Raw genomic sequence first — 15,564 nt, 5'->3', positions numbered from 1 at the left:
GAAGGAGTCTCGCTATGTCTGAAACCCAAAACACTGCGGCGCCCCTGCCTGAGGACCCCCAGCTTCCCGACGGCTCCAATCTGCCAGAGGGGGCCAACCAGCCCGACGGCAACGCCGCAGCTCCCACCCCTCCAACGGATGAGAAAAAGAAAAAAACGGACCTGGCCACCGATTTATTCACCTGGCTCCAAGCCCTCACCATGGCCCTGGTGTTCCTGGTGGTGGTGTTTGCATTCTTCGCCCGCGTCATCAACGTGGATGGCGAATCCATGGTCCCCACCCTCCACCACAGAGACCTGCTCTTCCTCCAATGTATCAACTATGAGCCGGAGCAGGGAGACATCGTGGTGCTGCGCAAGTCCTTTGCCGAGATTGACAGCCCCATCGTCAAGCGGGTCATCGCCGTGGGCGGCCAGACGGTGGAGATTGACTACAGCACCAGCACCGTCTACGTGGACGGCGTCCCCCTGGACGAGCCCTATATCAACGAGGCCATGCTCATGCCCAGCAGCGACAAGGAGCGGGGCACCTATTGGGAGGTCCCCCAGGGCTCGGTGTTCGTCATGGGCGACAACCGCAACGCCTCCGCCGACAGCCGCAACGCGGACCTGGGCACCGTGGACACCCGCTATATCTTAGGCCGGGCCATCTGCGTCCTGCTCCCCTTCCAGGACTTCCGGATGCTGGTATAAGGAGGTGTCACCATGCGACTGGACAAATGGCTCAAAGTCTCCCGTCTCATCAAGCGGCGCACCGTGGCCAACGAGGCCTGCGACAACGAGCGCATCTCCGCCAACGGACGGGTTGTGAAAGCCTCCTACGACGTGAAGGAGGGGGACACCCTAGAAATCCGCTTCGGCGCCCGGACGGTCCAGGTGGAGGTCCTCTCCACCACAGAGCTCAAGGGCAAGGAGAATGCCGCCCTGATGTACAGGGAGCTATCCTAAAAGACCAGCCCCAGTATGAGGGTACGCAAAAGCGCCAAAAAGGCCAAGCCTATTTTTCCATAGGCTTGGCCTTTTTCTATCTGCTGCTTGTGGCAGGAACCCTCAGCCCCCCACGTCCCCCAGGGCCTTTTCCAAGGCCCCGCAGGCCTCCAGCAGCGCCGGGGTCTCCCTTTGAAGCCGCGCCGTCTCCCCGGCTTTGGCGGCCAGCTCCAGGGCTTCCGCCTGGGCCCCCAGGTCCATGGCCCCCACCCAGCGGGCGGCACTTTTGAGGGCGTGGACCTCCACGGTATAGCCCGCCCAGTCCCCGGCTTCCAGGGTGGTGCGCAGTCGCTCCCCCCGGCCTGGGAGCTGGTCCCGGAACAGCAGGAGGGTCTTGCGGTACAGCGCCGCCGTGCCGCAGTAGCCCATCCCCCGCTGGGCGTCCACCCCCGGAAGGCCGGTGAGCTCCGGGGGCGGGGGCTCCGGAGTCCTCTGGCCAGTGGCCTCCACCGGCTCCTGCTTGTCCTGGGGCAGCCAGGCCTGAAGAATGGCATCCAGGGCAGGCAGCTCCACAGGCTTGGAGAGGAAGTCGTTGAAGCCGTTGGCCAGGAAGTATTCCTTGACGCCCTTCATGGCGTTGGCCGTCAAGGCCAGGATGGGCACCACGGCAAAGTAGGGGTCCTTCTTCCCCATCTCCCGGATGCGCCGGGTGGCCTCCACCCCGTCCATGTCCGGCATCATGTGGTCCATAAAGATCAAGTCCGGCCACACCTGGGTCACCTGCTCCAAGGCCTCCTGGCCGGAGCGGGCGGTGTGGACCTCCAACTGGTAGGGGCCCAGCAGGCCCTGGATCACCCGCAAGTTCAGCTCGTGGTCGTCCACCACCAGCACCACCCCCTCCGGGGCGGTGAAGCGGTTGACAAAGAGGCTCTCCTCCCTGCTCACCTGCCCCTGATAGGGGCCGCAGGGGGCGGGGTCTATCACCGTCTGGGGGATACGCACCCAGAAATCGCTGCCGATCCCCACCTGGCTCTCCACCCCCAGCTCTCCGTCCATAAGCTCTACCAACTGCTTGCAGATGGACAACCCCAGGCCCGTGCCCTCAATGCGGCGGTTGCCCCCCTGTTCCAGGCGGAAATAGCTGCGGAAGATGGAGGGGATATCCTTCTGGCGGATGCCCACCCCAGTGTCCTTCATGTGGATCACCAGCTTGCCACGCTCCCCCTCCCCTGGCAGCCAGCCCACCGACAGGGTAACAGCCCCCGCCTGGGTATACTTCACCGCGTTGCTGCCCAGGTTCATGATGATGTGGCAGATGTTCACGTCGTCGCCAAAGAGGGTGGCGGGGATGGTCTCCTCCACCTGGGCGGAAAACGCTAAGCCCTTCTCCTGGGCCCGCATCCGCAGGGTGGTGATGCAGTCGTGGAGGGTGGAGAGGATGCCATAGCGCACTGGGTGCAGCTCCACCTTCCCCGCCTCGATCTTGGACAGGTCCAGAATGCTGTTGATGTTCTCCAACAAAATCCGCCCGCTGCCCCGGATGTCTTGGAAGCAGTTGTCCTTCCCCTCCGGGTCCGCCTCCCGCAGCCCCAGTTCGCTCATGCCCAAAATGGCGTTGAGGGGGGTGCGGATGTCGTGGCTCATGTTGGCCAAAAACTGGGACTTGGCCTCGTTGGCCGCCTCTGCGGCCCGGGCAGCCAGGGAGGCCCGCTCCTCCTGCTTGCGCAGGTTCACCGTCTCCGTCTCGTCCTCAAAGACCCACAAGGTCTCCGGGGTCTGGGGCCCATACTCGGGCATGGGGAAGACCTGCATCCCCACCCAGGTGCCGTCCTGTTTCCGATAGGTCAGCTCCACCTGCCGCCCCAGGTCCAGGGCGTCCCGGATGGCGTCAAAGTCGGTGGCGGCCTGGAACGCGGCCACATACTCCGGGTCCAACAGCTCCTGGCAGTAGGCGGAAAAGGTGCTGCTGAGGCGGTTGTCCGAGCGCTCCAAGAGCGCGGCGAAATACTCCGGCAGCTTGATCCCCCGGACCCGGTCCTCATCCAGGTTCACCGCGTAAATGGCCTGGTAATAGTCGGCAATCACGTGGACGAAGTCCAGCTCGTCCTCAGACTCCACCAGCTGTTTGGCCTGTAGGAAGAGGGCCTGCTCCTTTTCCTCCAAACGGCGCTTCTCCTCCAACTCCCGCTGCTTGGCCTGGTTCACCGGGCGGATGAAGAAGCTGCACTTCACCTGGCGGCTCATGGAATCCCGGAAGAAATAGATTTCTGTGGAGTGCCACTCATAGCCGTGGCCCTGTTCCGTGCGCACCCGGTAGTCGTGGGCGAGGCGGTTCTTCCCGTTGATGCTGGCGCTGAGAAGGGCCCGCCGGTCCATGAGCAGGCGGTATCCCTCCCGGTCCCTGGGGTGGACCGTAGGCAGCAATCCCTCTAGGAGGAAGCTGCTGTAGGGCTGGTCCTCTGCCACCACCGCCAGGATATGCCGGTAGTTCTCCCAGCCCCAGAGCATTTTCCACTGGTCCGTCTCCAAGGACACCTCGATGCCCGCCACAGTGCCCTCCATCATCCGGTCCAGGAGCTTGTTCATGGTCTCCTGCCGCTGGCGTTCCAGCACCTCCCCGGTGATATCCCGGATGGTGCCAATGGCCCGGATTTCCTCATTGTTGAGCAGAGGTTCCATGCGCACCCGCAGCCATGCCCCCTCGTCCCCCTGGGTTTGGAGCTCCACCTCGCTGTCCTGCCCCCAGGCGGCCCGTTCCAGGGCGGCGGCAAAGGCTGGCTCCCACTGCCCAGAGCAGTTGATGTAGGCCAGCAGTTCCTTGTGGGTGCCCACGGTGGCCTTGAGCTGCTCCCGCTGTCCCGACTGGGGGGTAAACAGCCGCAGCAGCCCTGTGGTCAGCAGTTCAAACACCTGCACGTCAGAGGCCGGCAGGGCGGCGTTCATCACGGAGTTGCGCCGGGCCACCTCCCGGTCCAGCTCCCCCCGGACAGAGCGCTCCCGCATGGACTGATACAGCAGCAGCGCCACCGCCGCCACCCCGTAGAGCACCAGCAGCAGCCCGTAAGCGAAGGTGGAGGGGATGCTCACCGCACTGCCCACCGCCTCCTCCCGGACGGCCACGCACAGGCTCCACCCGGGGATTTGGGTGCGCTGGATGCACAGGTACAGCCGCTTCCCGTCGGGACGGCTGATGGCCTGGACCCCCTCCTGCTCCCCTGTCTGCCGCAGCAAGCCGGCCTGGTCCTGGTCCATGCAGACGGCGTCATAAAACACCTCCCCCACCGCTGGGGGGTCGTGGAGGTGGTCCAGGAGCAGGGCGCCGCTGGCGGCTTCAAAGAGCAATAAGCTCTGGGTTCCATCCTGGGCGTAGGGCAGGGCCTTGGCCGAAAGGCTGTCCAGGGCCACAGAGCCAAAGAGCAGGCAGCCGCCACTGTTGGGGACCTCCACAAACAGCCGCACCACCCACAAGGGGCCCGACCCCAGGTCGATCTGCTCCGCCCGCCCCAGGAGGAAGCGCCCGCCGGGGAGTTCCCCCGCCGAGCGCTCTGTCCAGGCCAAGGTATCGTGGCGGCGGCCATCGTCCAGCAGCGCCGAGCCGTCAGGCAGGCGCAGCCCCGTCTGGACGAAGTCCACCGAGCGGGTCAAGGTTTCCAGCACCGTCGCGGTGGTGCTGTCCTGCCCGTCCTGGACGGGCAGGACCTGGGCGGCGGTCTGCAAATGGCTCACCAGGCCGCTGAGGTGGCTGGCAATCCCCGCCCCGCTCTGGCTGGCCACCCCGGGCAGGGCCGCCAGGGCTTCCCGCTCGTTGCGCTTGTCCAGCTCTAGCTGTAGGATCAATATCGTGGCGGCAAAGCAGGCCATCAAAATCGCCACCGTGCGCACAAAGCCCCAGATTTGCCGCTCCCCCTGGCGGGGCTTTTTCTCCCCCACTGTTTTTTATTCCACAGCGGTGACGGTGTAGCCCTCCTCCTGCACCGCGTCGGTGAGCACCTGGTCCGCCAGGCCCTCCGGGCAGCTGAGGGTGGCCTTCCCCGCCTGCCAATCCACCTGGGCGCTGACGCCGGGGATGGCGTTGAGGGCTTTCTCCACATGCCGCTGGCAGTTGTTGCACATCATGCCTTCAATGGTCAAAGTCTTATTCATGAGATGGTCTCCTTTCGCTTCCGGCTGAACCGGTTGTCCTGTTGGTTTGTGTTCTGCCTCTCCCTGGACGGGAGGAACCTGCCCTCTGGCATAGGGAGAGAAGCCGTTGAGCCGCAGGGCATTCCCCACCACGCACAGGCTGGACAGGGACATAGCCCCCGCCGCCAGCATGGGGTTTAAGGTGATGCCCCAGGCCACCAGGGCCCCCGCCGCAATGGGGATGCCGATGACGTTGTAGAAAAAGGCCCAGAACAGGTTTTCCTTGATGTTCTTCACCACCTGCCGGGACAGGCGGATGGCGGCGGGCACGTCCGCCAGGGAGGACTTCATCAGCACCACATCGGCGGCGTCCAGGGCCACGTCCGCCCCGGCGCCGATGGCGATGCCCACCTGGGCCCGGGTGAGGGCGGGGGCGTCGTTGATGCCATCCCCCACCATGGCCACCTGCCCTGTCTGGGCTAGGCGGCGGATGTGGGCCTCCTTCTCCTGGGGCAGCACCTGGGCGATGACCTCCGCCACCCCTGCCTGGGCGGCGATGGCCTGGGCGGTGGTCTCCTGGTCGCCGGTGAGGAGCACCGGCGTCACCCCCAGCCCCCGGAGCTGGGCAATGGCGGCGGCGCTCTCCGGCCGGATGGCGTCCGCCACGGCGATGAGCCCCAGCAGCTTCCCCTGGTGGGCAAAATACAGGGGCGTTTTCCCCTGGGCGGCTAGGGCCTCCCCCTGGGCCACCCAATCTGGGTCCAGCAGGCCCTGGTCCTGGAACCAGCCCGTCTTGCCTCCCAGGACTTCCCCTCCTTCCACCTGGCCCCGGATGCCGCTGCCCGGCAGGGCTTCCACATCCTGGGCGGTGGGGAGGGCCAGGCCCCGCTGGGCTGTATGGGCGGTGATGGCTTTCGCCAGGGGGTGTTCGCTCTGGGCCTCCACAGCGGCGGCCAGGGACAGCAGGCGTTCCTCCGTCACACCTGGGGCACAACTCAGGTCTGTGACCTCCGGCTCCCCCTTGGTGACGGTACCGGTTTTATCCAGCACCACCGTGTCCACCTTCCCGGCGCTCTCCAAGGCGGTGGCGGTTTTGAACAGGATGCCCGCCTTGGCCCCCACGCCGCTGCCCACCATAATGGCCACCGGGGTGGCCAGCCCCAGGGAGCAGGGGCAGGAGATCACCAAAACGCTGATGGCCCGGGCCATGGCGAAGCCCAAGCCCTCCCCCAGGGCCAGCCACACCAGGGCTGTGATCAGGGCCAATACCAGCACCACCGGGACAAACACCCCGGAGACCCGGTCTGCCAGCCGGGCAATGGGGGCCTTGGTGGCGGAGGCGTCCTCCACCAGGCGGATGATCCGGCTGAGGGTGGTGTCCGCCCCCACCCGGAGGGTGCGCAGGGTAAGGGCCCCGCTCTGGTTCAGGGTGGCGGCGGTGACGTGGTCCCCGGGGCTCTTGTCCACCGGCAGGCTTTCCCCGGTGAGGGCCGCCTCATTGACGGCACTCTGTCCCGAGACCACCTCCCCGTCCACAGGGATGCTCTCCCCCGGCCGCACCAGCACCAGGTCCCCCGGCTGGATGGCCTCAATGGGCACCGTCACCGGCTGTCCCTCCCGCAGCAGGGTGGCCTCCTGGGGGGCCAAGTCCATCAGGCCGCGGATGGCGTTGGTGGTCTTGCCCTTGCTATACGCCTCCAACATCTTCCCCACGGTGATGAGGGTAAGGATCGTGGCGGCGCTCTCGAAGTAGTAGCCGCTGTGCCCTGACAGCTCCCCTGTCCCCCCGCTGAGCAGGGAGAAGAGCTGCCCGGTGCTGTAGCCAAAGGCGGCCCCCGCCCCCATGGCCACCAGGGTATCCATATTGGGGGCCCGGTGGAGCAGGCCGCCGAAGCCGGCTATGAAAAACTTCTGGTTCACCACCAGCACCAGCCCGGACAGCAGCAGCTGATACAGCCCCGACACCGCCGGGTCCATCAACGCCTCTGGCACCGGCCACCCCGCCATGGGGTGGCCCATAGACACGTACATCAGCGGCAGCAGCAGGCACACGCTGGCGATGAGCCGGGTGCGGACTTTTTTCCACTCCCCCGTCTCCTCCCCTTCCGCCGGGGCGGCCGGGGCCTGGGCGGTGGTGGCGGGGGCTGCCCCATACCCCGCTTTCTCCACCGCCTGGCAGATGCTTTGGGCACTGGCGGGGGCGGCGAAGTCCACGGTCATGGAGTTTGTGAGCAGGCTCACCGCCACCTCCTCCACCCCGGGCAGCTGCCCCACCACCTTTTCGATCCGGGCAGAGCAGGCGGCGCAGCTCATCCCGCTGACAGAAAATTTCTCCATTGCAAACCTCCTTCCAGGGCAAGAGCTTTGCCCTAGTATGTGTTGGGCCATATTTTTTCAATAGTTGAATATCCATTCAACTATCTATAGTATAGCCCCGCTGCAATGGCTTTGTCAAGCCTGAAAAGCCGCCCCCTGGGAAGCCGGTTCCCAGGGGGGCGCTCATTGCGGATGCAGGGGGAGCTTTTCCCCCAGAAATTTTGGGTCCGGCTGGGCCAGCGCCCAGAAGAAATCCTTGTCCCGGGCCAGCACTTCCCGGAGCTCCCGCACAGCCTGGCCCCGGTAGGGCCGCAGGTCTGCCCCCACCCCCCAGGCGTCCAGGCCCAGGGCCTGGGCTATGTACAGGGCGCGGCTGAGGTGGTAGGCCTGGGTGATAATCACCAGGCGTTTGGCCCCGAAAATGTCCCGGGCCCGGTAGACGCTGTCGTAGGTGCAAAAGCCCGCGTGGTCCAAAACGATATCCTCCCCCGGCACCCCCCGTTCCAGGGCGTAGGCCTCCATGACCCCTACCTCGTTGTAATTCTCCTGGCCGTTGTCTCCGGAGAGCAGCAGCTTGTCCGCCCACCCGGCCTGGTACAGGGCGATGCCCTGTTCCAGCCGGTCGGCCAGCATATCCGAGGGGCTCCCGTCGGGGCGCACCCCGCAGCCCAGGACCAGCACGCAATCCAACCCCTCTGGGGCAGGTCCGTCTGGGTCCAGGAAGCTGGCTTGGGTGCTGGAAACCACATAGGCGCTCAGCCCCAGCGTCAGCCCGGCCAAAATGGCCAGGACCAGGAGCAGCAGCAAAATCTTCCCTCCAATACCTTTGATTCCTTGTGACATAGGCCCTGTCCTTTCTCTGTTACAGCTCCTCGTCCAGCACCAATTCTTCGTCCTCTTCCAGCTCTCCCCGCACGTAGGTCACCCGCACGGTGGAGGAGCTAAGCATATCCACCCGGTATTCCCGCCAGCCTTTTTCTGCCAGCTTGGCGTTGCCGGCCTCTAGCTGGACGGTAACGTCCTCGGTGTTGCTGCCGCTGTAGGTGATTTTCTTTTGTTCCATGGTTGGTCTCCTTTGTTGGTTCTAAATGGGGGGCCTCGTCCCTGCGGGACATTGGCGATTGCGGGCGCTGCCCGCACCCGGCAGAGGCGCCGCCTCTGCACTCCGCAACCTTTTGAAAAAGGTTGACGAAAACTTTAATCTTTTTCTGCCTGCGCCGCTTTCATCATAATCGCGCACTCCACCCGCTTCTTAAACAGCTCACAGCCGTAGTGGTAGGTACCATTGATATCCCCACTGGCGTGGTAGGCGTTGGCGGCGCAGCCTCCGGCGCAGTAGAGCCGGGCCCAGCAGTCCCGGCAGTCTGGGTTTGCCACCACGTTGCAGCGGTGGAATTTCTCCCCCAGCTCCGGCTTAATAATGCCCTTCCAGACGTCACCCATGGAGTAGTCCGGGTCGTTGACAAACTGGTGGCAGGGGAACAGCTCCCCCCAGGGGGTGACGGCCAAGTATTCCGTCCCTGAGCCGCAGCCGGACATGCGTTTGTGGAGGCAGGGCCCCCCTTCCAGGTCCAGCATATAGTGGTAGAAGGTGAGGGGCCGGCCTTCTTTTTCCCGTTGGAGCATTTCCTTTGCCAAGCGCTCGTACTGGGCAAAGAGGAGGGGCTTGTCCGCCTCGGTGAGGGCCCAGGGCTCGTCTGGGGCGCTTACCACGGGCTCCATGCTCAGCTCGGAAAAGCCGAGGTCGGCCATGTGGAGGATATCCTCGCAGAAGTCCAGGTTGTCGTGGGTGAAGGTGCCCCGGATGTAATAGCTGCCCTGGCGCTGTTCCACAAAGCGCTGGAACTTGGGGACGATGATATCATAGCTCCCCTGGCCTGCCAGGTTTTTCCGCAGGCGGTCGTGGACTTCTTTCCGCCCGTCCAGGCTCAGCACCACGTTGTGCATTTCTTGGTTGCAGAACGCGGTCACTTCATCGTCCAGCAGCAGGCCGTTGGTGGTGAGGGTAAAGCGGAAGTTTTTGTGGTGGATGGGCTCCTGGCTCCGGGCATAGGCCACCAAATCCTTCACCACCTGCCAATTCATCAGCGGTTCCCCGCCGAAGAAGTCCACCTCCAAGTTCACCCGGGACCCGGAGTTGGCGATGAGGAAGTCCAGGGCCTGCTTGCCCACGTCAAAGGGCATCAGGGCCCGTTCCCCGTGGTAGTTGCCCTGGCTGGCGAAGCAGTAGTGGCAGTTTAGGTTGCAGCTGTGGGCCACGTGGAGGCACATGGCTTTTAACACGGGCTTGCTGCGTTCAAAGGCCAACTGTTCCGTGTCCTTCCACAAATCCTGGGAGAACAGCTTGCCCGCGTCTTTCAGGGCGGCAATGTCTTCCAGGCAGGCCCGCAGCTCCCCTTCGTCCACGTCCTCCCGCTGGCCGTATTTTTCAAGAACGGTCTGGATGAGGGTTTCCGGCGGGGTTGTCTCATACCCGGCGATCATATCATACGCCACCTCGTCCACCAGGTGGACGCTGCCGCTGTAGACGTCCAGGATGATATTATAACCATTTAATTGATATTGATGAATCATAAACCTTTGTGTCTCTCTTTCGTTGTCTGGCCATAACATGAAAAGTGCCGCCCTCTGGACAGAGTAGCGGCAGCTTTCATCAGCGGTTTTCGTTCTCGCACTGCTGGTTGGCAAGGCCGCAGGAGGTCTTGCAAGCGGACTGGCAGGACGTCTGGCATTCGCCGCAGCCGCCGGTGCGCAGGCTCTTGGCCAGGTCGCGGGTCTCCAAGGTCTGGATTCTCTTCATGAGGCGCAGCTCCTTTCAGGGTCATAAAATGTACAAGTCATTATAAAATATTTTTCCGGCAATGTCAATGGGCAGCTGGGCGGGGCAAAAACATATCGTTTTACTTTGTTATCTCCCGGGCCCTTGTTTTCCCGCGAAAAATCTGGTATCATAGCCCCACAAAACCACGTTCTAAATGGAGGACAATTTTATGAAGCGAACACACAGATTGACGGCTGTACTCCTGGCCTTTTGCCTAGCCGCCACCACCCTATCCACCGGCGTCACCGCCGGGGCGGCGGAGACCGGGACGACCCACACTGTCACCAGCGATACAGAGTTCAACACAGCGTTGACTACTGCAAACGATGGAGATACCATTCAAATAAGTGGTTCTGTTACAGTGTCACTAAATGGAAGCAATGCAAACTCTGATATCCCCTTGATTATCAGCAAAAAATTAACTATCCAAGGTGGTAAGTTGAGCCTACGGACAGGAGGCATTGCCCTCAATAATGACGTAACTTTTCGTGACATTGATATTGATTTCCCCAATCCTGTCCGAAATGCCATCCTTGCCAACGGCCACATCTTGACACTAGAGAATGTAACCAGCAATGAAAGCGCCCATGAGATCAACCTGTTTTGCGGTGGATATGCAGGCAGGAGTTCCGGGACAGAAGATTTTAGCCCCGACCTTCTCAATCCCGGTACTGACGGAACCATCATCATTAAAGGTAGCACCAATCTCCAAGGAAAAACAAACCTTGCCAATATCTACGCAGGCAATCTGTGCTTAGGCAGCATGAATGTCAACACAAGCAACGAAGACGGACCCGCCAACGAGTTTGCCGGAACCGCTACCATTCAAATTGATGGCAATACGAACTCCAATGTTGGCGAAATCTATGCCTGCGGCGCACAGCAGAAGGATAACAACGGTAAGTTTATCCAAGCCAAACCTGACATTTACCGTGTAAACGGAACCGTCAACGTCACCCTGAGCAAAGGCGTTACTGTATACGGCAAAGGCTCCACCGCCACCAACGTGACCTACAAGGACGCAGGCAAGGGCTACGAAGTGGCCGCTGAACTCTATGATCTAAATGATCTGATTGTAGAAAGCGGCAATCTAAAACTAAAAGATGCCAGCCTTGCGAAATCGCTGACTGTGAATAGCGGGGCGCTCTTAAACATCATTGATTCAGATATCTCCTCCATCACCAAATTTACCGGCGGCGGCTCTCTGGTGCTGGCTAAAAACAAATTGCTGAATATCACTGACACAGTATCAGGCGAAACAGCCGTTGGTATCGGCGCAATTTTCAGCAATGCTTCCACTGAAGAGGCCGAGGAAAACTTCACCTATATCCAAGCATCAAATTCCAACGAGCAGTCCTTCCGTCTGCTCCCCCACAAAAATCAACCCACCATGAAGCTTGTCCGTAGCGAAACCGGCGCTTGGACAGCCTCCACCAAAAGCGGCGATGGCGATAGTGATGTAACCCTTGTAAAGAGCTTCCGTTTCAATAAGGACGCGAACCCCAATCCAACAACCACCGCTGGGGAAAAAATCACCCTTCCATTGGAAGTCATTCCAGAGGGTACAAAACCCTTTTTCTATCTGGATGATATCCCTTTAACCGTCGATGTCAACAACACTACACTCAACCCCGTCCCCATTACCAGCGAGGAAAACCCATACTACACCTATAGTTATTCTTCTGGTGAGCTATCTATGTTGATTGACACCAATAACCTTCACATCACCCCTGATTCTACCGCCAATGGCACATATAGCATCAGAATTTCCATTCCCGGAAAATACACCACAACCGGGAAAAGCCTCAGCGATACAATTTCTCTTGTTGTAACCAAAGCCGACCTCGACCCTAACCTCAAAACCGCCACCATCCCCACCGCTCTCAGCCTCAAATGGACGGGCGCCGAACAAACCGGCGTTTCCACCGGCGAAGGCTACACCCTCACCGGTAACACAGGAACAAATGTTGGCAACTATACAGCCAAAGCTACCCTACAAGATGGCTACCAGTGGATAGACGGTTCCACAGATGAAAAAGACATCCCCTGGTCCATCGCCAAAGCCAACGGCCCCGCAGCCCCCGAGGGCTTCTCCACCACAGCCCCCACCGGCCCAGACGTTCACGACGGCACGATCAAAGGCACCACCGCCGACATGGAGTATTCCACCGACGCAAACTTTACCACTTCCACTCCCTGCACCGATACAGTGACCACCAGCCTGGCTGCCGGAACTTACTATGTCCGCCTGAAAGCAACCGACACCCACGAGGCTGGCAAAGCCGCCACTGTCACAGTCCCGGCCTTCGCCCCCACAGACCCTGAACCCCCTACAGACCCTGATAAGCCCACCAACCCCGACAAGCCCACAAACCCCGATAAACCCACCAACCCCGGCGATCCCGGCAACAATCCCAATCCTGACAAACCGGGCAGCAGCAACAGTGGCAACAGCTCTACCAGCAGGCCTGTCACCAAACCCGACGGCAGCACCGTCACCACCACCACCGACAAGGCCACAGGCACCGTCACCGTCACCACCAAGCGCCCCGACGGTTCCCAGCGGGTGGAGGAGAGCCGCAAGGACGGCACCGTGGTCACCACGGAGAAAGCCGCCAACGGCTCCACCACCCAGACCATCACCTTCACCGACGGTTCCAGTGATACCGCCATCAACCAGTCCAACGGCCTCTCCGCCAATATTTCCACAGACGCTTCTGGCAAGTCCACCGGGGAAGTCCGTCTTCCCGCCCAGCTCACCGGCGGCAGCCAGGCCGTCTCCCTGCCCATCCCCGCCGTCCAGGTGGCGTACAACAGCCAAAACGCCTCTTCCCTCACCCTCCACACCGGCCGCAGCTATCCGGTGTCGGTAGCCATCCCCACCCGCACTACCAGCCCCGGCACCGTGGCCGTGCTGATGAAGGCCGACGGCAGCGAAACGGTGGTCAAAACCTCCGTGATTCAAAACGGCAGCCTGGTCCTGGACGTCCCCGACGGAGCCTGCATCAAGGTGCTGGACAACGGCAAGACCTTTGCCGACACCAACCAGCACTGGGCCAGGGATGCCATTGCCTTTACCTCCGCCCGTGACCTTTTCTCCGGCACCTCCACCACGGCCTTCACCCCCGACGGCCCCATGGGGCGGGATATGCTCATGACCGTCCTGGCCCGTTTCGACGGGGTGGACACCTCTGGCGGGTCTACTTGGAGTGAAAAGGGCATGGCCTGGGCTGTAGCCAACGGCATCAGCGACGGTTCCGACCCCACCGGCCGCATTTCCCGGGAGCAGCTGGTCACCATGCTCTACCGCTACGCCGGCAGCCCCAGCGTAAATTCTAACCAGACCCTGTCCTTCCAGGACGCCGCCGCCATCAGCGGTTATGCCCAGAACGCCGTGCGCTGGGCGGTGTCCCAGGGCATTCTCAACGGCTACAACGACGGCACCCTCAACCCCGGCGGCGACACCACCCGCGCCCAAGCCGCCACCATCTTCATGCAGTACGCCCAATACCTGGCCCGCTGACCAATCTTCTCAACCTGGAGGGGTTCCCCATGGAGCGATTTTTGCAAGCCTCATACTATGTAGACCTCCAAGCGGAGAACATCCAGGCCGCCGCAAGGGAGCTCTTCGCCCCGGGCATGACCGACGTGGAAAAGGCCCGCACCGCCTACCACTTTGTCCGGGACGAGATGCTCCACTCCTTTGACTGCCGGGCCAATGTGGTCACCGTCCGGGCCTCGGAGGTCCTCCACCACCGCACGGGGATTTGCCACGCCAAGGCCAACCTCCTGGCGGCACTGCTGCGCATCCAGGGCATTCCCACAGGCTTTTCCTTCCAGCGCATCACCTACGCCGCCCAGGACGAATCCATGGGCTATTGCACCCACGCCTTCAACGCCGTGTATCTGGGCAGCCACTGGGTAACCCTGGACGCCCGGGGGAACAAGCCGGGCATCGACGCCCAGTTCTCCCTGGGCGACCCCATCCTGGCCTATCCCCCCCGGCCCCAGTTTGCGGAATTCCTCTATCCGGGCATCTATTCCCACCCCCAGCCGGTGACCATGCGCAAACTGGAAGCCTCCCGGCACCCCAAGGAGCTCTACTATGGTTTCCCCGACGAGCTCATCGAGCCCCCAGACATTCCCTGAAATTATAAAAATCCCCCTTGCCAAGGGGTGAAAATCTGCTATAATAGACAATAGATAGGAATCCTTTCTTCTTGGAGGTGACAGATATGATCAGCGGCATCAATAGCATCAGTAACGTCACGTATCATCCCTATTTCAACCAGCCCCAGGGGATGGAACGCACAGCCGCAGCCCAAAACGCCCGGCAAATGTCCTCGGTCATGACGGCCCACAAGGCCGCCCAGCCGGAGGTGCCTGTCCAGCCTGTAACGCCGGTGAAGGCCGTGAACGCCAACGCCACAGACGCCATCACCCTGGCCCAGCGCCAAGGGGCTGACCCTGCGGAAATGGCGGTGCGTATGCGCATCCAGACCCCGGAGGACGCCCAACAGGCCGCCAACGCCGGCCAGGCTTCTCTTCTGGGCGCAGCCGCGCAGCAGGCGCCCAAAGCAGGGCAAACCCCCACCCTTCCCGGCCAACAGCCTGGGGAGGACGCAGCCATCCCCGGCCGAAAGGCGGGAGATGAGGCCAAGACTGCCCAGGAGGTCGCCGAAGAGGGCGAGTGCCAGACCTGTAAGGAGCGCAAATACCAGGACGGCTCTGACGACCCCGGGGTGTCCTTCAAGACCCCCACCAACGTGGACCCCTCCCAAGCCGCCTCCGCTGTCCGAGGCCATGAGATGGAGCACGTAACCCGGGAGCAGGCCAAGGCCCGGCAGGAGGACCGGCGGGTGGTCAGCCAAAGCGTGACCTACCACACCAGCATCTGCCCGGAGTGCGGGGACGTCTATGTCTCCGGCGGCACCACCCGCACCGTAACCAAGGCCAACCCCGAAGCCCAACAGCAAGCCCAGCAACAACCCCAACAACAACAAAACCAAGCCCGCGTCCCCTTCTCCGCAGTGGCGTAAGGGCATGGCGCAGACAAAGCGGTATCCAGTCCCTTGCTGGATACCGCTTTTTGCTGCCCTAAACCTTTTTCAAAATGGTATGCTCCGTAGCGATGCGCAGCGGCTCAATGATAACCAGGGTAATCACCGCGGCTACCCCAATCTGCACCAGATTCCCGGGAATCGACGCCACTGGGGCAATCCAGTTCCCCACGATAAAGCCCTCGGCAATGTAATAGCCTACAATCTTCACCACACAAGCCACCACCATAGCCAGGATGTACAGGGGGAAGCTCTTTTTCTTCTCGGTGATCCAGCCCATCAGAAAGCCCATGAGGCCCACCACCACCAGGGTGAAGGG

General features: G+C 61.9%; 12 protein-coding genes. 5 read left to right on the top strand and 7 right to left on the bottom strand.

Going from position 1 to position 15,564, the window contains the following annotated elements; genetic code table 11:
- Nucleotides 1-14: 14 nt before the first annotated feature.
- Together lepB and ACTOZL_RS03820 are read left to right on the top strand one after the other, a co-directional pair.
- The gene (lepB, locus tag ACTOZL_RS03825; protein ID WP_482476762.1) at nt 15-692 is read left to right on the top strand and encodes a signal peptidase I; all 678 of its coding nucleotides are present in this window, start codon (nt 15-17) and stop codon (nt 690-692) included.
- Between the two features lie 12 nt (nt 693-704).
- Nucleotides 705-947 (top strand): RNA-binding S4 domain-containing protein, encoded by a 243-nt coding sequence (locus ACTOZL_RS03820; RefSeq protein ID WP_482476761.1) that lies wholly within the window; start codon nt 705-707, stop codon nt 945-947.
- A 102-nt stretch (nt 948-1,049) separates the two neighbouring features.
- On the opposite strand, the gene ACTOZL_RS03815 is transcribed toward ACTOZL_RS03820, so the two are convergent.
- The 6 genes from ACTOZL_RS03815 to scfA form a co-directional block, all read right to left on the bottom strand.
- Complete coding sequence (locus ACTOZL_RS03815) at nt 1,050-4,856, bottom strand: response regulator (RefSeq protein WP_482476760.1); 3,807 nt, start codon at nt 4,854-4,856, stop codon at nt 1,050-1,052.
- Between the two features lie 6 nt (nt 4,857-4,862).
- Nucleotides 4,863-7,385 carry a heavy metal translocating P-type ATPase gene (locus ACTOZL_RS03810; RefSeq protein ID WP_482476759.1) on the bottom strand — a complete coding sequence of 841 codons (2,523 nt, stop codon included), beginning with the start codon at nt 7,383-7,385 and terminating at the stop codon, nt 4,863-4,865.
- Nucleotides 7,386-7,547: 162 nt separating this feature from the next.
- Nucleotides 7,548-8,171, bottom strand: coding sequence for a SanA/YdcF family protein (locus ACTOZL_RS03805; RefSeq protein WP_482476758.1), 624 nt, complete (start codon nt 8,169-8,171; stop codon nt 7,548-7,550).
- Between the two features lie 55 nt (nt 8,172-8,226).
- Nucleotides 8,227-8,427, bottom strand: a complete 201-nt coding sequence (locus ACTOZL_RS03800; RefSeq protein WP_482476757.1) for a hypothetical protein — start codon at nt 8,425-8,427, stop codon at nt 8,227-8,229.
- A 134-nt stretch (nt 8,428-8,561) separates the two neighbouring features.
- Nucleotides 8,562-9,938 (bottom strand): thioether cross-link-forming SCIFF peptide maturase, encoded by a 1,377-nt coding sequence (gene scfB, locus ACTOZL_RS03795; protein WP_482476756.1) that lies wholly within the window; start codon nt 9,936-9,938, stop codon nt 8,562-8,564.
- A gap of 79 nt (nt 9,939-10,017) precedes the next feature.
- Nucleotides 10,018-10,164 (bottom strand): six-cysteine ranthipeptide SCIFF, encoded by a 147-nt coding sequence (gene scfA, locus ACTOZL_RS03790; protein ID WP_482476755.1) that lies wholly within the window; start codon nt 10,162-10,164, stop codon nt 10,018-10,020.
- A gap of 190 nt (nt 10,165-10,354) precedes the next feature.
- Here scfA and ACTOZL_RS03785 point away from each other — a divergent pair, with 190 nt between their 5' ends.
- The 3 genes from ACTOZL_RS03785 to ACTOZL_RS03775 all read left to right on the top strand — a co-directional run bounded on the left by ACTOZL_RS03785 (nt 10,355) and on the right by ACTOZL_RS03775 (nt 15,224).
- On the top strand, nt 10,355-13,708 hold the full coding sequence (locus tag ACTOZL_RS03785; protein WP_482476754.1) for an S-layer homology domain-containing protein: 3,354 nt from the start codon (nt 10,355-10,357) through the stop codon (nt 13,706-13,708).
- A 29-nt stretch (nt 13,709-13,737) separates the two neighbouring features.
- Nucleotides 13,738-14,334 (top strand): transglutaminase-like domain-containing protein, encoded by a 597-nt coding sequence (locus ACTOZL_RS03780; protein ID WP_482476753.1) that lies wholly within the window; start codon nt 13,738-13,740, stop codon nt 14,332-14,334.
- A gap of 86 nt (nt 14,335-14,420) precedes the next feature.
- Nucleotides 14,421-15,224 (top strand): hypothetical protein, encoded by an 804-nt coding sequence (locus ACTOZL_RS03775; protein ID WP_482476752.1) that lies wholly within the window; start codon nt 14,421-14,423, stop codon nt 15,222-15,224.
- Between the two features lie 58 nt (nt 15,225-15,282).
- Here ACTOZL_RS03775 and ACTOZL_RS03770 read toward each other — a convergent pair.
- Nucleotides 15,283-15,564: ECF transporter S component (locus ACTOZL_RS03770; protein WP_482476751.1), on the bottom strand; the 282-nt coding region annotated here is incomplete at its 5' end.

It is taken from the genome of Evtepia sp., assembly GCF_056797215.1.
The sequence above is the reverse complement of the archived record's forward strand: the minus strand, read 5'-3'. Positions and strand labels throughout refer to the sequence as shown.